The following is a 15,132-nucleotide window of genomic DNA, read 5'->3' on the forward strand; positions in this document are numbered from 1 at the left end:
GAATGTCGAAGCCTTGCTTGCTGGTCGCCAACCTATGGCCTCGGTATGCTTGCGGCCACCGGCGTTGACGATTAACGGGCGCTGCCATTGAGTAAGGGGGGAATACGTGGAGTTTTTTGCAGAGTACATTGGCTTTCTGGCTAAGACAGTGACCTTGGTTGTGGCCATCCTCGTCGTGTTGGTGATGATTGCCGCGCTGCGCAGTAAGGGTCGTCAGCGCACTGGCGAGCTGCAGGTGAACAAACTCAATGACTTCTTTAAGCAGTTGCAGCAGCGTATGGAGCACGCGGTGCTCGATAAAGATCAGCTGAAGGCTGCCAGCAAAGCCGAAACCAAGGCTGCCAAGCAGGAGAAGAAGGCTGGCATCCATAAACCGCGCGTATACGTGCTGGATTTTGATGGCGATATTAAAGCCTCGGCCACCGACAGCCTGCGTCACGAAATTACAGCTTTGCTGAGCATGGCTACGCCCCAGGATGAAGTGGTACTGCGCCTAGAAAGCGGCGGTGGCATGGTACACAGCTATGGTTTGGCCTCTTCGCAGCTGGCGCGGATTCGCCAGGCAGGCGTACCACTGACCATCTGCATCGACAAGGTAGCGGCCAGTGGCGGCTACATGATGGCCTGCATTGGCGAGAAGATTATTTCCGCGCCATTCGCCATTCTGGGGTCGATTGGCGTGGTGGCGCAGTTGCCTAATGTGCACCGACTATTGAAAAAGCATGACATCGATTTTGAAGTGCTCACCGCCGGCGAATACAAGCGCACCCTGACGGTGTTTGGCGAGAACACCGAGAAGGGTCGGGAGAAATTCCAGGAAGACCTGGAAACCACCCATGAGTTGTTCAAGGGCTTTGTTGCGCGCTACCGGCCGCAGCTAGATATTGATCAAATTGCCACCGGTGAAGTTTGGCTCGGCTTAACGGCGCTGGAAAAGCAGCTGGTCGATGAGCTTAAGACCAGTGACGAATACCTGGCAGAGCGGGCAAAAAGTGCCGAGCTGTTTCATTTGCACTATGCCGAGAAGAAATCCCTGCAGGAGCGTGTTGGGTTGGCGGGCAGCGTAGCGCTGGATCGTTTTGTCCTAAACTGGCTGAGCCGGTTAAATCAACAGCGCTTCTGGTAATTGATCTGTCATACAGAGGAAGAGCATGAGCAAGTTCAGTGCATTACAGGCCCGGGAAAACGCAACGGGTGGTTTCGAGCAAGTGATTGTGCAACGCGATATTGACGAGTTGCCGGCTGGTGAGCTGCTGATTCGGGTTAAATACTCCTCGCTTAATTACAAAGATGCGTTGTCTGCCAGCGGTAACCGCGGCGTGACCAAAAGCTTCCCGCACACCCCAGGCATAGATGCCGCCGGTGTGGTTGAAGCCTCCAGCGTGGCCGAATTCAGTGCTGGCGATGAGGTGATCGTCACGGGTTATGACTTAGGCATGAACACCTCGGGTGGTTTTGCCCAGTACATCCGTATTCCCGCTAGCTGGGCGCTGAAACGGCCCAAAGGCTTGTCCCTGCGTGAGGCCATGGTGCTCGGCACCGCTGGGCTGACAGCTGCGCTGTGTGTGGACAAACTTGAGCAAAGCGGGCTAACGACCGACGCGGGTCGCGTCTTGGTTACTGGGGCAACTGGTGGCGTTGGCAGTGTCGCGGTGGCGTTGCTGACCAAGCTGGGGTACGGCGTGGCCGCGTCGACCGGCAAAGCGGAGCAAGCGGAGTACCTCAAGACACTAGGCGCACAGCAGATAGTCCTGCGTTCTGAGCTGCAGGACGGTGCCGACAAGTCGATGCTCAAGGAGCAGTGGGCCGGCGCGGTGGACTGCGTAGGCGGGGATATCCTGTTCAACGTAGTCAAATCGCTTCGCTACGGTGCCAGTGCGGCTTGCTGCGGCCTGACGGCTGGCGTCGGCTTTAAGGGCAGTGTGCTGCCGTTTATCTTGCGCGGGGTGAACCTTTTGGGGGTCGATTCGGTCGAGCTGCCGTTGGTGGTCAAAGCCTCGATGTGGGACAAGCTGTCGCTGCAATGGAAGGTTAATTTGGATGCACTGGTCAGCGAAGTGACGCTAGAGCAATTACCTGAGGCGATTGCCCAGGTGCTGGCGGGCAAGCAAGTAGGGCGCGTACTGGTCAATTTGGGCTAAGTGGCGCGGTTATAAAAAAGGCCCGGTTTTCCGGGCCTTTTGCGTTGCGTGCCTTAATCAGGCACGGCGCCGGAACAGCGGCAGTGGCTGGTCAGTTGAGGCCTGGTAAACCTCGCTGAATTCCTCGAACGCTTTCAAGGCATCCAGCGGGTCTTTGTCCTCACGCAGGGCGAAGGCATCGAAGCCTACGCGCAGGTAGGAGAACAGCTGATCGCGCAGCACGTCGCCGATGGCGCGTACTTCACCGGTGTATCCGTAGCGGTTACGCAGCAGGTAGGCGGTGGAGCAATGGCGGCCATCGGTGAAGGTTGGAAAGTTCAGCGCGATGACTTGGAAGTTATCCAGCTGATCAGCGATTTCCTCGATTTCCTCACCGGCCTCCAGCCACACACCCAGGCCGCCATCGCGAGCCTTGAGCGCCGTGCTGTGCTCGACCCACAGAGTCAGCGGCACAATCAGGTCGTCACAGTTGGAAATACCGTCCAACGTGGCGTCTTTGGGCAGCAGGTGCCAGCTTTCATCGACCAGCTGACCGTTCTTAATGATTCGCTGCATATACGCGCTCCTTGAACGGTGCAACACCGACACGGCGGAAGGTGTCGAGGAAACTTTCTTCTTCAGTGCGACGCTCAACATAGACCTTGACGATCTTGTCGATTACGTCGGCCATATCCGCTTCAGCGAAGGATGGGCCAAGAATCTGCGCCAAGCTGGCATCACGGCCGGCGCTGCCGCCGAGAGATACCTGATAGAACTCTTGGCCTTTTTTGTCCACGCCGAGGATACCGATGTGGCCGACGTGGTGGTGACCGCAGGCGTTCATGCAACCGGAGATGTTCAGGTCGATATTGCCGATGTCGAACAGGTAGTCCAGGTCATCGAAGCGACGTTGAATGGCTTCAGCAATCGGGATCGACTTAGCATTGGCCAGCGAGCAAAAGTCGCCTCCTGGGCAGCAGATGATGTCGGTCAACAGGCCCACGTTTGGTGTGGCAAAACCATGCTCACGCAGCTCGCCCCAGAGGGTGAACAACTGCGCTTGCTCGACATCCGCGAGGATGATGTTTTGGTTATGGCTGTTACGCACTTCAGCAAAGCTGTAGCGCTCGGCCAGGTCAGCAATAGCATCAAACTGCTTGTCGGTGACATCTCCTGGCGCCACGCCCGTCGGTTTAAGCGACAGGGTGACGGCGACATAACCCGGCTTCTTATGAGAAAAGGTGTTGCGCTTACGCCAGCGGGCAAAGCCTGGGTGCTCAGCATCCAGCGCTGCAAGCGCGGCGACCTGATCGTCGAGGACTTTGTAGCTTGGGTCGATAAAGTGCGCGGTAACGCGCGCCACTTCGGCATCAGTAAGGGTGCTAGGGCCGTCTTTCAGGTGGGCCCATTCGGCTTCCACGCGCTCGGCAAAGACAGCAGGGGTGAGGGCTTTGACCAGAATCTTGATACGCGCCTTGTACTTGTTATCACGACGGCCATAGCGGTTGTACACACGCAGGATGGCATCGAGGTAGCTGATCAGGTGCTGCCACGGCAGGAATTCGTTGATGAAGCTGCCGACAATTGGGGTACGGCCCAGGCCGCCACCGACGGAGACACGGAATCCCAGTTCACCCGCGTCGTTCTGAACGGCTTCCAGGCCGATGTCGTGCACTTCGATTGCCACGCGATCGCTTACTGCGCCGTTAACCGCAATTTTGAATTTGCGCGGCAGGTGGGTGAATTCAGGATGGAAGGTTGACCATTGACGAATAATTTCGCACCACGGCCGTGGGTCGATGAGCTCATCCTTGGCCACGCCAGCAAACTGGTCGGTGGTGGTGTTGCGAATGCAGTTGCCGCTGGTCTGAATCGCGTGCATCTGCACAGTGGCCAGCTCGGCAAGAATGTCGGGAACATCTTCCAGGTCTGGCCAGTTGAACTGCACGTTCTGGCGGGTACTGATGTGTGCATAGCCTTTGTCGTAGTCGCGGGCGATCTTGGCCATCATGCGCACTTGCGTCGATGACATCAGTCCGTATGGCACAGCAACGCGCAGCATGGGCGCAAAGCGCTGGATATACAGGCCATTTTGCAGGCGCAGTGGGCGGAATTCTTCTCCGCTCAGTTCACCAGCCAGATAACGGCGGGTTTGATCGCGGTATTGCTTGACGCGGTCTTCGACGATTTTTTGGTCGTACTGGTCGTATACGTACATGTCATGTCCTGTTATCAGGCTTTTTACAGCTAATCAGCGCGCACGGCCGCGCAGTCCTGGCGGAGGCCGAGGAAGATACCAGCTCGGAGTTATGCGCAAAAGTGATGTTTGAGTATATGGAAAGATCTTAAAGGGATAAGCCGGCCGTTAAACATAGCTGTCCGGCTTGAGTAAGCGAGTGCGCTGGTCTTAACTGCAATAGGCGATTCACCTATAAACATAACAAGAGGGGTAGTCCATGACCGAACATAGCGAACCAGAAAACGCCGATAGTGTGGTCGATGCCAAGGCTATTTTCGCCTTGATAGTAATCTTTGTCGTCAGCGTAGTTTTTTGGGTCAGCCAGCAATAGCGCCTAAACCCCACAATCACTTGCCGTTTATAAACACACTAAAGGCCCTCGGTAACGCGGGCCTTTGTTGTTGAGGGCTAGTCCGCACGATTTATTAACAATTGAGGCTATCGGCTTGGCGATACAACATAAGCAGTTTGCGCGTGATGGTCTGCTGAATATCGTCACGCTCGAAGGTCGATAGTCGAGTCAGGCGGCTGACTTGTAAGCGGTGCAGGTGGATGTAGGGCATTTGCTGATTAAACTCACGCAAATCGCCTTTGATCATGATCGGCAGAAAGATATCGCCGGCTTTTTTCTGGTTGCTGATGATTTGCGCTAAGGCCGGTTTGAACTGCATCGTCTTTGGTGCAGGGCCGCCTTCCTTGATCATGGTCGTCAGCAGCAGTCCTGGCTTTTTCAATACCACGCCGGGCAGTACGCATAGCCCAGTCTTGCGTATCGCCTGAGCTTCAATGCCGTGCAGGGTGTCGTGGAAGGCGTATGGATTGGGCAGTACCACCATCTTGCGGCCCAAGTCGCAGGGGAAATGCAGGTCGTAGTTGGTATACAGCTGACGTGTCGATTCCGAGTAAACGCACAGGCGATTTTCGAACAGTTTGATAAAGCGCTCGGCCAGCTCGCGCCGGGCGATGTTGTCCAAGTCCCAGATCAGGTCTGGGTTCTGCGGTTTGCTTAGATCGACTTCCTGGTGTTCCATGCTGCTCATGTAATCCTTATACCCGGAACTGCCCAAGCAGCCGGTTTAGCTGCTCAGCCAACTGGCCTAGGTGTTGCCCTGCATCGCTGGATTGTTGCGCCGCCACAGCATTGTTATGAGCCAGGCTGGCGGCTTGGGTGACGTTCTGGTTAATGTCTTCGACCACGTGCGATTGTTGCAGCGTCGCGCTAGCGATGGAAGCGTTCAAGCCGCTGAGGTTGCGCAGCCCGCTGGTGATCTGCGTGAGGCTCGCGCCTGCCAGACTCGCCTGCTCAATGGTCAGCTGTGCGGCCTGGCTGCTGTCATGGATGACCTTGACCGCCGCTTCTGAGTTGCCTTGTAGGCGCTCGATCATTAGCTGGATTTCCGCCGTGGATTTTTGCGTGCGTTGTGCCAGTAGGCGCACTTCGTCGGCTACTACGGCAAAGCCGCGACCTTCATCGCCGGCACGGGCCGCTTCAATGGCTGCGTTGAGTGCCAGTAGGTTGGTCTGTTCGGCAATTGAGCGAATCACCTCCAGTACGCTGCCAATCTGCGTGCTTTCTTGAGCCAGCGCTTGAATCACTGCCACGGCCTGGTCAATCGTACTGGACAGCTCGTTAATTTGCCGCAGGCTGGCTTCAATATTTTGCTGACCCTGAGTGGCCTGATTTTCGGCGGCATGCACTTCGCTGGAGGCGTGCTCGGCATTTTTCGCCACATCCTGGACACCGTAGGTCACCTCGTTGATGGCTGTGGCAACTAATTCCATTTGTTGCGATTGCTGCTCGCTGTGCTGTTGTGACTGGCCGGATATCTGTCCCAGTTCTCGGGCGGCGACATCAAGCTGGCTGGCGGAGTCCAGAGACTGTTTGATCACCAGGCGCAGTTTCTCGGTAAACGCATTGAAGTGGCGGGACAGGGCGGTCAGTTCATCGTTACCGTGGGTGTCGAGGTTGCGCGTTAGATCGCCATCGCCGCTGGCGATATTGGCCATCGCGCTGACGGCTTGCTGCAACGGTTGGGTGATGCTGCGCATGATTAGTACCACTAGTAAAATCAGCAGCACAGCAATCGCCAGCCCAATCGCGATGGTGTTGAGCGCCTGGGTTTTAAACTCAGTTTGCACATCATCAACATAGACGCCAGAGCCGATGATCCAACCCCATGGCTGAAAGAGTTGCACGTAGGAGATCTTGGGTACTGGCTCGCTCGCCCCGGGCTTGGGCCAGCGGTAATCAACCTGTCCCGCGCCCTGGCTCTTGCTGATGGCCACCATCTCATTGAACAGCGCCTTGCCGTCGGGATCTTTGAATCCAGACAGGTTCTGGCCTTCCAGCTTAGGGTTTGTCGGGTGCATGACCATTACCGGTGTTTGGTCATTGATCCAGAAGTATTCCTGCCCGGAATAGCGTAAGCCGCGGATCGTTTCCATTGCCTGCTTCTGCGCGTCTTCGCGGGACAGGCTACCTGCAGCTTCCAAGATTTGATAATGCTCTAAAATGCCTGCCGCGCTCTGCACCACATGCTGTGTCTTCTCTGCCTTGGCAGCGTAAAGATCGGTGCGAATTTGCTTGAGCAATAAGGCGCCCTGAATAACCAGCATGGTGATCGCCACCACCAGAATTAGCCATAAACGACGGTTGATAGGCATGCTGCGCAGGCTATTCATAAACGTATTCCTTTTTGAGTGGCCGTGAGCTCGCCCTAATAGGTTAAGCACGTTGCTTCACTGCCTTAGATCTCAGGATAATTGGTAGGCCGACGAAGTCTAGGTGGGCGATGGTCTTAGTTCGTGGAGCCTGTGCTTGCACAAGACAGTACGCGTCAGGTGAGTGAGTTCTCTGCTACGATTTGTACTGCCGTTGACTAAGTATCTGATTTGTCTGTTTTTGTCCGGCAGGAGAGGCTTGTGGTGCACACCCTCGGATAATTCTCTTTAGATCATCATCATGTTTGTTGTTCGTGCCATATAAGGCGCGATTTTAGGAGTGGGGATGGATCTTTGGGTTGCTGTTCAGGCACTGATTCTGGGCATTGTTGAAGGCATTACCGAGTTTTTGCCAATTTCCAGCACCGGACACCAGATCATCGTGGCCGACCTGATCGGCTTTGGTGGTGATCGGGCGATGGCTTTCAATATCATCATCCAATTGGGGGCGATTCTTGCGGTGGTGTGGGAGTACCGGCGCAAAACTCTCGAGATTGTTGTGGGCTTGCCGAAAGAGCCTCAAGCGCAACGCTTTACAGCCAATCTATTGATCGCTTTTCTACCGGCTGTGGCGCTGGGCGTTTTGTTTGCCGACCTGATCCACCACTATCTATTCAACCCGATTACTGTTGCCCTGGCACTGGTGGTAGGTGGGGTGATCATGCTCTGGGCCGAGCGCCGCCAACACCTGGTGCACGCCGAGAGTGTGGATGAGATGACCTGGCAAGATGCGCTGAAGATCGGTTTCGCCCAGTGTTTGGCGATGATTCCGGGCACTTCGCGTTCGGGCGCAACCATTATCGGCGGCCTGTTGTTCGGCCTGTCGCGCAAGGCGGCGACCGAGTTTTCCTTTTTCCTCGCCATGCCGACCATGGTGGGTGCGGCAGTGTATTCCGGCTACAAGTACCGTGAGGTGTTTCAGCTCTCCGACTTGCCGGTGTTTGCCATTGGTTTTGTCACCTCGTTTATCTTCGCCATGATTGCGGTGCGGGCACTGCTCAAGTTTATTGGCAACCACAGCTACGCGGCCTTTGCCTGGTACCGCATCGGTTTCGGGTTGCTGATTTTGGCCACTTGGCAATTGCAGTGGATCGATTGGAGCACTGTGCAAGGCTGATCACTGCAAGCGTATTCGGCGGGTGAATAAAGGCGCATCTTCGGTTGCGCCTTTGTCATAGTGGCCGTAGATAACGGAGGCGAATATGGATCAGCTTGAGCATCAGATACTCGAGGTCAACGGTATCGACCTGAGCCTTTACAGTGCGGGCCCTAAAATGGGCCGAGCACTCTGGCTGTTGCACGGTTTCCCTGAGTGTTGGCATTCTTGGCGACAGCAGATTGCGCCTTTGGCGGCTGCTGGTTATCGCGTGCTCATCCCAGAAATGCGTGGCTATGGCCAGAGCAGCGCTCCGCGCGATCCGGCCGCCTATGACGTGCTGACGATCTGCGCCGACATCCAGGCCGCCATGGATCAACTCGGCCAGCATCAGGTGTGTGTTGTAGGTCACGATTGGGGCGCGCCAATTGCCTGGCACCTGGCCTTGCTTGAGCCTGCGCGAGTCAACGCTGTGGTCGGCATGGCCGTGCCCTTCGGCGGTCGGCCGAAGCAGCCGGCCACCGACATCATGCGCCAGCTGTATGCCGAGCGTTTTCATTACATCCTGCACTTCCAAGAGCCTGGCGTAGCTGAGGCGGAAATGGATGCCGACATACCGCGCACCCTGCGCATGATGATGTACAACACCTCTGCCGCCGCGCCTAAAGATCACTTCCTGCAGGAAAAACCCGCAGGGGCAGGGCTGTTTGATGGCATGCACGATCCCGGTACATTACCGGTTTGGTGTGACGCCGCTGCCTTTACCGAATACCTACACACCTTCAAAGATCGCGGCTTCTATGGTGCAGTCAACTGGTACCGTAATTTTGAGCGCAACTGGCAGCGTACTGAGACGCTGGCTGATCGACAGATCGAACAGCCAGCGCTGTTTTTGCTAGGTGATAGGGACCCAGTAGGCACGCTCGAAGCCTACACCCTCAAACAGATGCCCAAACGCATCGCACAACTTGAGCAGCACGTTCTAAAAGATTGCGGCCACTGGATTCAGAACGAGCAGGCTGAGCAGGTCAATCAGCGTCTGCTGGACTTCCTTGCGCGACACTATGTGGCTACTTGAGTCCTTCCGAAGGCTTGCCAGCCACGTCCGTGAAAAACGTCCGCTGCCGGATAACGAGGCAATACCCGCTTCCACAAAAAAGCCCGCTCAATGAGCGGGCTTTTTTACACCGCCTGGACGTCGGTTTAAACGATCACGCCCTGACTACGCAGGTAGTCGTCGTAAGTACCGCTGAAGTCGGTAATACCGTTGGCTGACAGCTCGATGATGCGCGTGGCCAAGGAGCCCACAAACTCACGGTCGTGGCTGACGAAAATCAATGTGCCTGGGTAGTTTTCCAGCGCCAGGTTCAGTGCCTCGATGGATTCCATGTCCAAGTGGTTGGTCGGTTCGTCCATGATCAGCACGTTGGGCTTTTGCAGGATCAGCTTGCCGAACAACATGCGGCCTTGCTCACCACCAGAGATGACCTTCACCGACTTGAGGATGTCATCGTTGCTGAACAGCATGCGGCCCAGCGTGCCACGGATCATCTGCTCGCCGGTGGTCCACTGGCCCATCCAATCGAACAGGGTGTCGTCGCGCTCGAAGTCGTGAGCGTGATCCTGGGCGTAGTAGCCCAGCTCGGCGCTGTCGGTCCATTTCACGCTACCGGCATCCGGGGTTAGTTCGCCGACCAAGGTGCGCAGCAGAGTGGTTTTACCGATACCGTTCGGGCCGATGATCGCTACGCGCTCGCCGGCTTCAACCTGGAAGCTGAAGTTTTTGAACAGTGCTTTGCCGTCGAAGCCCTTGGCCATTTTGTCGATCATCACAGCCTGGCGGTGCAGCTTTTTGTTTTGTTCGAAACGAATGAACGGGCTGACGCGGCTAGATGGCTTGACCTCAGCCAGTTGGATCTTGTCGATCTGCTTAGCGCGCGAGGAAGCCTGCTTGGATTTCGAGGCGTTGGCTGAGAAACGGCTAACGAAGCTTTGCAGCTCGTTGATCTGCGCTTTCTTCTTGGCGTTATCGGACAGCAACTGCTCGCGCGACTGGGTCGCTGCGGTCATGTACTCATCGTAGTTGCCGGGGAACAGACGCAGCTCGCCGTAATCTAGGTCAGCCATGTGGGTGCACACGCTGTTGAGGAAGTGACGGTCGTGAGAAATGATGATCATGGTGCTGTTGCGCTGGGTGAGGATGTTTTCCAGCCAGCGGATGGTGTTGATGTCCAAGTGGTTGGTTGGTTCGTCCAACAGCAACACTTCTGGGTCGGAGAACAGCGCCTGCGCCAGCAAAACGCGTAGCTTCCAGCCCGGCGCGACTTCGCTCATCGGGCCGAAATGTTGTTCCAGCGGGATACCCAGCCCCAGCAGCAATTCACCGGCACGGGACTCGGCGGTGTAGCCGTCCATTTCAGCGAACTCACCTTCAAGTTCGCCGACCTTCATGCCGTCTTCTTCGCTCATTTCGGCCAGCGAATAGATGCGATCACGCTCTGCTTTAATCTTCCACAGCTCTTCGTGGCCCATGATCACGGTGTCGATCACGCTAAATTCTTCGTAGGCGAACTGATCCTGACGCAACTTACCCAAGCGTACGTTCGGCTCCAGCATCACCTGGCCACCGGATGACTCCAGATCATCACCGAGAATTTTCATAAAGGTCGACTTGCCGCAGCCGTTGGCCCCGATCAGGCCGTAACGGTTGCCGCCACCAAACTTGACGGAAACGTTCTCGAACAGCGGCTTGGCGCCGAATTGCATGGTGATGTTTGCGGTGGAGATCACGAATCTTGGTCCAAGGTTGAGCGGGCGCAGGGGCGCGAAAGGGGCGCGATTGTAGCGGGTTATGGCGACAAAAGGCAGCGGATGGGATAGGCGGCTTTGTTGAGGCGTTGCGATTGCACGTTATGTGGCAATTAAAGCAACAGACCTAACTTCAGGCGTTTGGGCAACTTAGTCACTACTAATTGATGCGAGCGCGTGAGCAGCTCTCGCAGTTCGCTATCGCTCAGCGGGTAAGGGGCGCTCATGCTGACCCAGCGGGCGCGCGCCAGATAAGGCGCAGGACGGATACCGGGGCGGTCGCAGAAGCTGAGAAACAAATCGTGATCGACTTTGAAGGCCAGACCGTCACGACCACTCAGGTTAAACAGGGCGAACATCTTGCTCTCGGCCAATGAGAACACCCGCACGCCGCCCCATTTGATGTCTTCGCGGGCGCCGGGCAGGCTTAGGCAAAAAGTCGCGACCTGCTCTGGCGTCATGGCTTACTCCCGGTAGAAAACCTGTACCAGATGATAGCCAAACTGGCTTTTCACCGGACCGTGTACTTCGCGCACCGGTTTTTTGAAAATCACCTGGTCGATAGCACGCACCATCTGCCCTGGGCGCACTTCACCCAGGTCACCGCCTTTCTTTCCGGACGGGCAGGTGGAGTGTTTACGGGCCAGCACATCAAATGCTTCGCCGGCGGCAATGCGCTTTTTCAGTGCGCAAGCTTCTGCTTCGGTTTTCACCAGAATGTGGCGGGCCATTGCCTTTGCCATGACGGGCTCCTCGTTTTTTAAGGCGTGTATTGTGCCAGTATTTCAATTGCTTAGCGCTTGAGCCGGGCGCGCGTCGGTTTTCTTCTAGGTGCGCTTCGATCTTGGCCTAAGGTAATCAATCCAACCTGCGGAATAAGTCGTTATGGACCTCAATGCCATGCTCAAAGTCCTGTCCAGCCAGGACGGGTCGGATCTTTACCTTTCAACCGGAGCGCCGCCCTGCGCTAAGTTCAATGGCGTCCTGAAGGCGCTTAGTGCCGAGTCACTGAAAGCCGGCGAGGTGGCGGCAATCGCCGACGCGGTGATGGATGTCGCGCAGCGCGAGGAGTTTGAGCGTGAGTTAGAGATGAACCTAGCCATCTCGATTGCTGGTGTTGGGCGTTTTCGTATCAACATCTTTAAGCAGCGCAATGAAGTGTCGATCGTCGCGCGCAATATCAAGCTGGATATTCCTAGGTTCGAAGATCTTAAACTACCAGAAGTACTGCTCAAGACGGTGATGGAGAAGCGCGGTCTGGTGCTCTTCGTTGGCGGTACTGGCTCGGGTAAATCGACCTCCCTGGCAGCCTTGATTGACTACCGCAACCGCAACAGCGGCGGCCATATCATCACCATCGAAGACCCAGTGGAGTATGTGCATAAGCACAAAAAATCGATCATCAACCAGCGTGAAGTGGGTGTTGATACCCGCAGTTTTCACGCCGCGCTGAAGAATACCCTGCGCCAGGCGCCGGATGTGATCTTGATCGGCGAAATCCGTGACCGCGAGACCATGGAGCATGCTCTAGCGTTTGCCGATACTGGACACCTGGCGATCTCCACGCTGCACGCCAACAACGCTAACCAGGCATTGGACCGCATCATCAACTTCTTTCCGGAGGACCGTCGACCGCAGCTGCTTAATGACTTAGGCAATAACCTCAAGGCGTTCGTTTCGCAGCGGTTGGTCAAGACTGTCGACGGCAAGCGCCGGGCGGCGGTTGAAGTGCTGCTAGGCACGCCGACCATTCGTGACCTGATCAAGCGCAACGAGTTTTCCGAGATCAAAGAGATCATGGAGAAATCGAAGAACCTCGGCATGCAGACCTTCGATCAGGCACTGATCGATCTGGTTAATGAAGGTTCGATCGATGAAGAGGAAGCCGTGAAGAATGCTGACTCGGCGAATAACGTACGCCTCAAGCTCAAGCTTTACCGTGAGACCCCAAGCGCACCGGCCGCCGTCGCAGCGCCAGCTCCGGTTGCCGCTGCAGCGCGGCCAGTCACACCCGCACCGGCGGGCGAGTGGGGGCTTGAGTTAAAGCTGGAGGATATTGAAATCGACCTGCCGCCCGAAGATCCGGGTCGCCAGGGGATTTAGCCCTGTTGCGGGTGAGTCTGGATCAGCCGCAGGGCTAGGCCTTTGCCTAACCCTGCGCATTTTTGTGGATGCAACAGCTGGCTGGTGCGTCAGCTCTGTAGCACTGGTAAATCGCGGAACAACTGCAGCGCCTGCGGATTGGCCAAGGCATCGGTGTTTTTCACCGGTTTGCCGTGCACCACGTTGCGAACTGCCAGTTCGACAATCTTGCCGCTGATCGTGCGTGGGATATCGCTGACCGCGATGATCTTGGCGGGCACGTGGCGCGGCGTGGTGTTGCTGCGGATCATCTGGCGGATCTGCGTCTGCAGTTCGTCAGTGAGCGACACGCCGTCACGCAAGCGCACAAACAGCACCACGCGCACGTCATCGTCCCATTCCTGGCCGATGGCAATCGATTCCAGTACGTCTTCAACCTTCTCCACCTGGCGGTAGATCTCGGCTGTGCCAATACGTACGCCGCCGGGGTTGAGTACTGCATCCGAGCGGCCGTGAATTACCAAACCGCCCTGTGCTGTAATTTCCGCATAGTCGCCATGGGCCCAGATACCGGGGAAGGTCTCGAAATAGGCGGCCTGAAATTTACTGCCATCGGCGTCCTGCCAGAAACCGATCGGCATGCACGGGAAGTGCTGCGCGCAGACCAGTTCGCCTTTCTCGCCCGTTACCGGCTGGCCGGCTTCATTCCACACCTGTACGTCCATGCCTAGGCCCTTGCACTGCAGCTCACCTCGCCATACCGGTAGCACCGGGTTGCCGAGGGCGAAGCAAGAGACGATATCGGTGCCGCCCGAGATTGACGACAGGCAGACGTCGGCTTTGATCTCGCGGTACACGTACTCGAAGCTCTCGTGGGACAGCGGCGAACCGGTCGACAGAATGGCCTTGAGACGTCGCAGCTTGTGGGTTTTACCCGGCTTGGCTCCAGCTTTCTCAAGTGCCGCAATAAACTTAGCGCTTGTACCGAAGATGCTGATGTCCTCAGCGTCGATCAGGTCGATCAGCCGCTCGGCTCCCGGATGGAAGGGCGAGCCGTCGAACAGCACCAGGGTGGCCCCAACTGCCAGACCCGAGATCAGCCAGTTCCACATCATCCAGCCGCAGGTGGTGTAGTAGAACAGCGTGTCATCAGCCTGCAGGTCAGTGTGCAGCCCCAGTTCCTTGACGTGCTGCAGCAAGGTGCCGCCGGTGCCGTGGACGATGCACTTGGGCACGCCGGTGGTGCCGCTGGAGTAGAGGATATACAGCGGGTGATCGAAGGGAACCTGAGTGAACTCTGGCTCGCCGCCAGCCTGATAGAAGTCCTGCCACAACGCGACCTTGGCGGTTGAGTGGAAGTCAGCAACGTTGGCCTGGGTGTTGGCGTAAGGCACTACGATCAGCTGCTGCAGTGACGGCAGACGCTCGAGGATTTCATTGAGCTTGCTGGTCAAATCCAGATTCTTGCCCGCGTAGCGATAGCCAGCTGCGGCTATCAGCACGTTGGGTTCGATCTGGCCGAAACGGTCGATCACGCCCTGGGTGCCGAAGTCCGGCGAGCAACTCGACCAGGTGGCGCCGAGACTGCTGGCGGCCAGCATGCCGACCAGGGTTTGCCAGGTATTGGGCATAAAAGCGGCAACGCGGTCACCGATGCCGACGCCTGCTTGTTGCAGGCTTTTTTGCAGGCCGGCAACGTGGGCGGCTAGCTCGGCGTAACTGAGCTGCTCGCGGCTGCCGTCTTCAGCAATCGCCACCAGCGCCGTGTGACCATCACGGCGGCGCAGTAGGTGCTCTGCAAAATTCAGCGTGGCGCCGGGAAACCAGCTGGCGCTGGGCATGGCCGGACCTTCTTGCAGAACCTGTTCAGGTTGCCGGCTAAAACGCACGTCGAAGAAATCAACAATGGCCTGCCAAAAGGCTTCACGCGCACTCACGCTCCACGCGTGCAGGGCCGGGTAGTCGGCCAACTGCAGGCTGTGGCGCTGGTTAACGAAGCGGCGAAAGGCTTCCATGCGCGTGGCGGCGATACGTTCTGCGGAGGGCGTCCAGAGGGGAGCGTTCAT

12 protein-coding genes and 2 pseudogenes are annotated in these 15,132 nt (G+C 56.8%); 5 read left to right on the top strand and 9 right to left on the bottom strand.

Annotated elements, in window-relative coordinates:
* Positions 1–106: 106 nt before the first annotated feature.
* Both sohB and BMZ32_RS10000 read left to right on the top strand, forming a co-directional pair.
* The gene (sohB, locus tag BMZ32_RS09995; RefSeq protein WP_090241824.1) at positions 107–1,126 is read left to right on the top strand and encodes a protease SohB; all 1,020 of its coding nucleotides are present in this window, start codon (positions 107–109) and stop codon (positions 1,124–1,126) included.
* A 25-nt stretch (positions 1,127–1,151) separates the two neighbouring features.
* On the top strand, positions 1,152–2,141 hold the full coding sequence (locus BMZ32_RS10000) for a YhdH/YhfP family quinone oxidoreductase (RefSeq protein ID WP_090241825.1): 990 nt from the start codon (positions 1,152–1,154) through the stop codon (positions 2,139–2,141).
* 57 nt (positions 2,142–2,198) lie between these two features.
* Here BMZ32_RS10000 and BMZ32_RS10005 read toward each other — a convergent pair whose 3' ends face one another.
* The 5 genes and pseudogenes from BMZ32_RS10005 to BMZ32_RS19795 form a co-directional block, all read right to left on the bottom strand.
* On the bottom strand, positions 2,199–2,696 hold the full coding sequence (locus tag BMZ32_RS10005) for a DUF934 domain-containing protein (RefSeq protein WP_090241826.1): 498 nt from the start codon (positions 2,694–2,696) through the stop codon (positions 2,199–2,201).
* A complete protein-coding gene (locus BMZ32_RS10010) occupies positions 2,680–4,338 on the bottom strand; it encodes a nitrite/sulfite reductase (RefSeq protein ID WP_090241827.1) in 1,659 nt (552 codons plus the stop codon). The genes BMZ32_RS10005 and BMZ32_RS10010 overlap by 17 nt, the downstream gene beginning before the upstream one ends.
* Before the next feature lie 446 nt (positions 4,339–4,784).
* A complete protein-coding gene (locus BMZ32_RS10015) occupies positions 4,785–5,399 on the bottom strand; it encodes a hypothetical protein (RefSeq protein ID WP_090241828.1) in 615 nt (204 codons plus the stop codon).
* A gap of 7 nt (positions 5,400–5,406) precedes the next feature.
* Positions 5,407–6,171, bottom strand: a pseudogene (locus tag BMZ32_RS19790) (methyl-accepting chemotaxis protein); the annotation flags it as partial.
* Positions 6,172–6,312: 141 nt separating this feature from the next.
* Positions 6,313–7,041 (bottom strand): annotated as a pseudogene (locus BMZ32_RS19795) (cache domain-containing protein); the annotation flags it as partial.
* A gap of 325 nt (positions 7,042–7,366) precedes the next feature.
* On the opposite strand from BMZ32_RS19795, the gene BMZ32_RS10025 reads away from it, so the two are divergent.
* Both BMZ32_RS10025 and BMZ32_RS10030 read left to right on the top strand, forming a co-directional pair.
* Positions 7,367–8,197, top strand: a complete 831-nt coding sequence (locus tag BMZ32_RS10025; RefSeq protein WP_090241830.1) for an undecaprenyl-diphosphate phosphatase — start codon at positions 7,367–7,369, stop codon at positions 8,195–8,197.
* Between the two features lie 85 nt (positions 8,198–8,282).
* Positions 8,283–9,254, top strand: coding sequence for an alpha/beta fold hydrolase (locus BMZ32_RS10030; protein ID WP_090241831.1), 972 nt, complete (start codon positions 8,283–8,285; stop codon positions 9,252–9,254).
* A 125-nt stretch (positions 9,255–9,379) separates the two neighbouring features.
* On the opposite strand, the gene BMZ32_RS10035 is transcribed toward BMZ32_RS10030, so the two are convergent.
* The 3 genes from BMZ32_RS10035 to BMZ32_RS10045 form a co-directional block, all read right to left on the bottom strand.
* Complete coding sequence (locus BMZ32_RS10035) at positions 9,380–10,966, bottom strand: ABC-F family ATPase (protein WP_090241832.1); 1,587 nt, start codon at positions 10,964–10,966, stop codon at positions 9,380–9,382.
* A 131-nt stretch (positions 10,967–11,097) separates the two neighbouring features.
* Positions 11,098–11,445, bottom strand: a complete 348-nt coding sequence (locus BMZ32_RS10040) for an MmcQ/YjbR family DNA-binding protein (protein WP_090241833.1) — start codon at positions 11,443–11,445, stop codon at positions 11,098–11,100.
* Positions 11,446–11,448: 3 nt separating this feature from the next.
* Positions 11,449–11,727, bottom strand: coding sequence for a peptidylprolyl isomerase (locus tag BMZ32_RS10045; protein ID WP_090241834.1), 279 nt, complete (start codon positions 11,725–11,727; stop codon positions 11,449–11,451).
* A gap of 142 nt (positions 11,728–11,869) precedes the next feature.
* Here BMZ32_RS10045 and BMZ32_RS10050 point away from each other — a divergent pair, with 142 nt between their 5' ends.
* Positions 11,870–13,087, top strand: a complete 1,218-nt coding sequence (locus BMZ32_RS10050; protein WP_208598708.1) for a PilT/PilU family type 4a pilus ATPase — start codon at positions 11,870–11,872, stop codon at positions 13,085–13,087.
* 89 nt (positions 13,088–13,176) lie between these two features.
* On the opposite strand, the gene BMZ32_RS10055 is transcribed toward BMZ32_RS10050, so the two are convergent.
* Positions 13,177–15,132, bottom strand: a complete 1,956-nt coding sequence (locus BMZ32_RS10055; RefSeq protein WP_090241835.1) for an acetoacetate--CoA ligase — start codon at positions 15,130–15,132, stop codon at positions 13,177–13,179.

It is taken from the genome of Pseudomonas guineae (assembly GCF_900113745.1).
Classification (GTDB): domain Bacteria; phylum Pseudomonadota; class Gammaproteobacteria; order Pseudomonadales; family Pseudomonadaceae; genus Aquipseudomonas; species Aquipseudomonas guineae.

Coding starts and splice junctions, on each gene's coding strand:
- BMZ32_RS10000 (WP_090241825.1), top strand. CDS start 1,152: ATGAGCAAGTTCAGTGCATTACAGGCCCGGGAAAACGCAACGGGTGGT.
- BMZ32_RS10005 (WP_090241826.1), bottom strand. CDS start 2,696: ATGCAGCGAATCATTAAGAACGGTCAGCTGGTCGATGAAAGCTGGCAC.
- BMZ32_RS10010 (WP_090241827.1), bottom strand. CDS start 4,338: ATGTACGTATACGACCAGTACGACCAAAAAATCGTCGAAGACCGCGTC.
- BMZ32_RS10015 (WP_090241828.1), bottom strand. CDS start 5,399: ATGAGCAGCATGGAACACCAGGAAGTCGATCTAAGCAAACCGCAGAAC.
- BMZ32_RS10025 (WP_090241830.1), top strand. CDS start 7,367: ATGGATCTTTGGGTTGCTGTTCAGGCACTGATTCTGGGCATTGTTGAA.
- BMZ32_RS10030 (WP_090241831.1), top strand. CDS start 8,283: ATGGATCAGCTTGAGCATCAGATACTCGAGGTCAACGGTATCGACCTG.
- BMZ32_RS10040 (WP_090241833.1), bottom strand. CDS start 11,445: ATGACGCCAGAGCAGGTCGCGACTTTTTGCCTAAGCCTGCCCGGCGCC.
- BMZ32_RS10045 (WP_090241834.1), bottom strand. CDS start 11,727: ATGGCAAAGGCAATGGCCCGCCACATTCTGGTGAAAACCGAAGCAGAA.
- BMZ32_RS10050 (WP_208598708.1), top strand. CDS start 11,870: ATGGACCTCAATGCCATGCTCAAAGTCCTGTCCAGCCAGGACGGGTCG.
- BMZ32_RS10055 (WP_090241835.1), bottom strand. CDS start 15,132: ATGAACGCTCCCCTCTGGACGCCCTCCGCAGAACGTATCGCCGCCACG.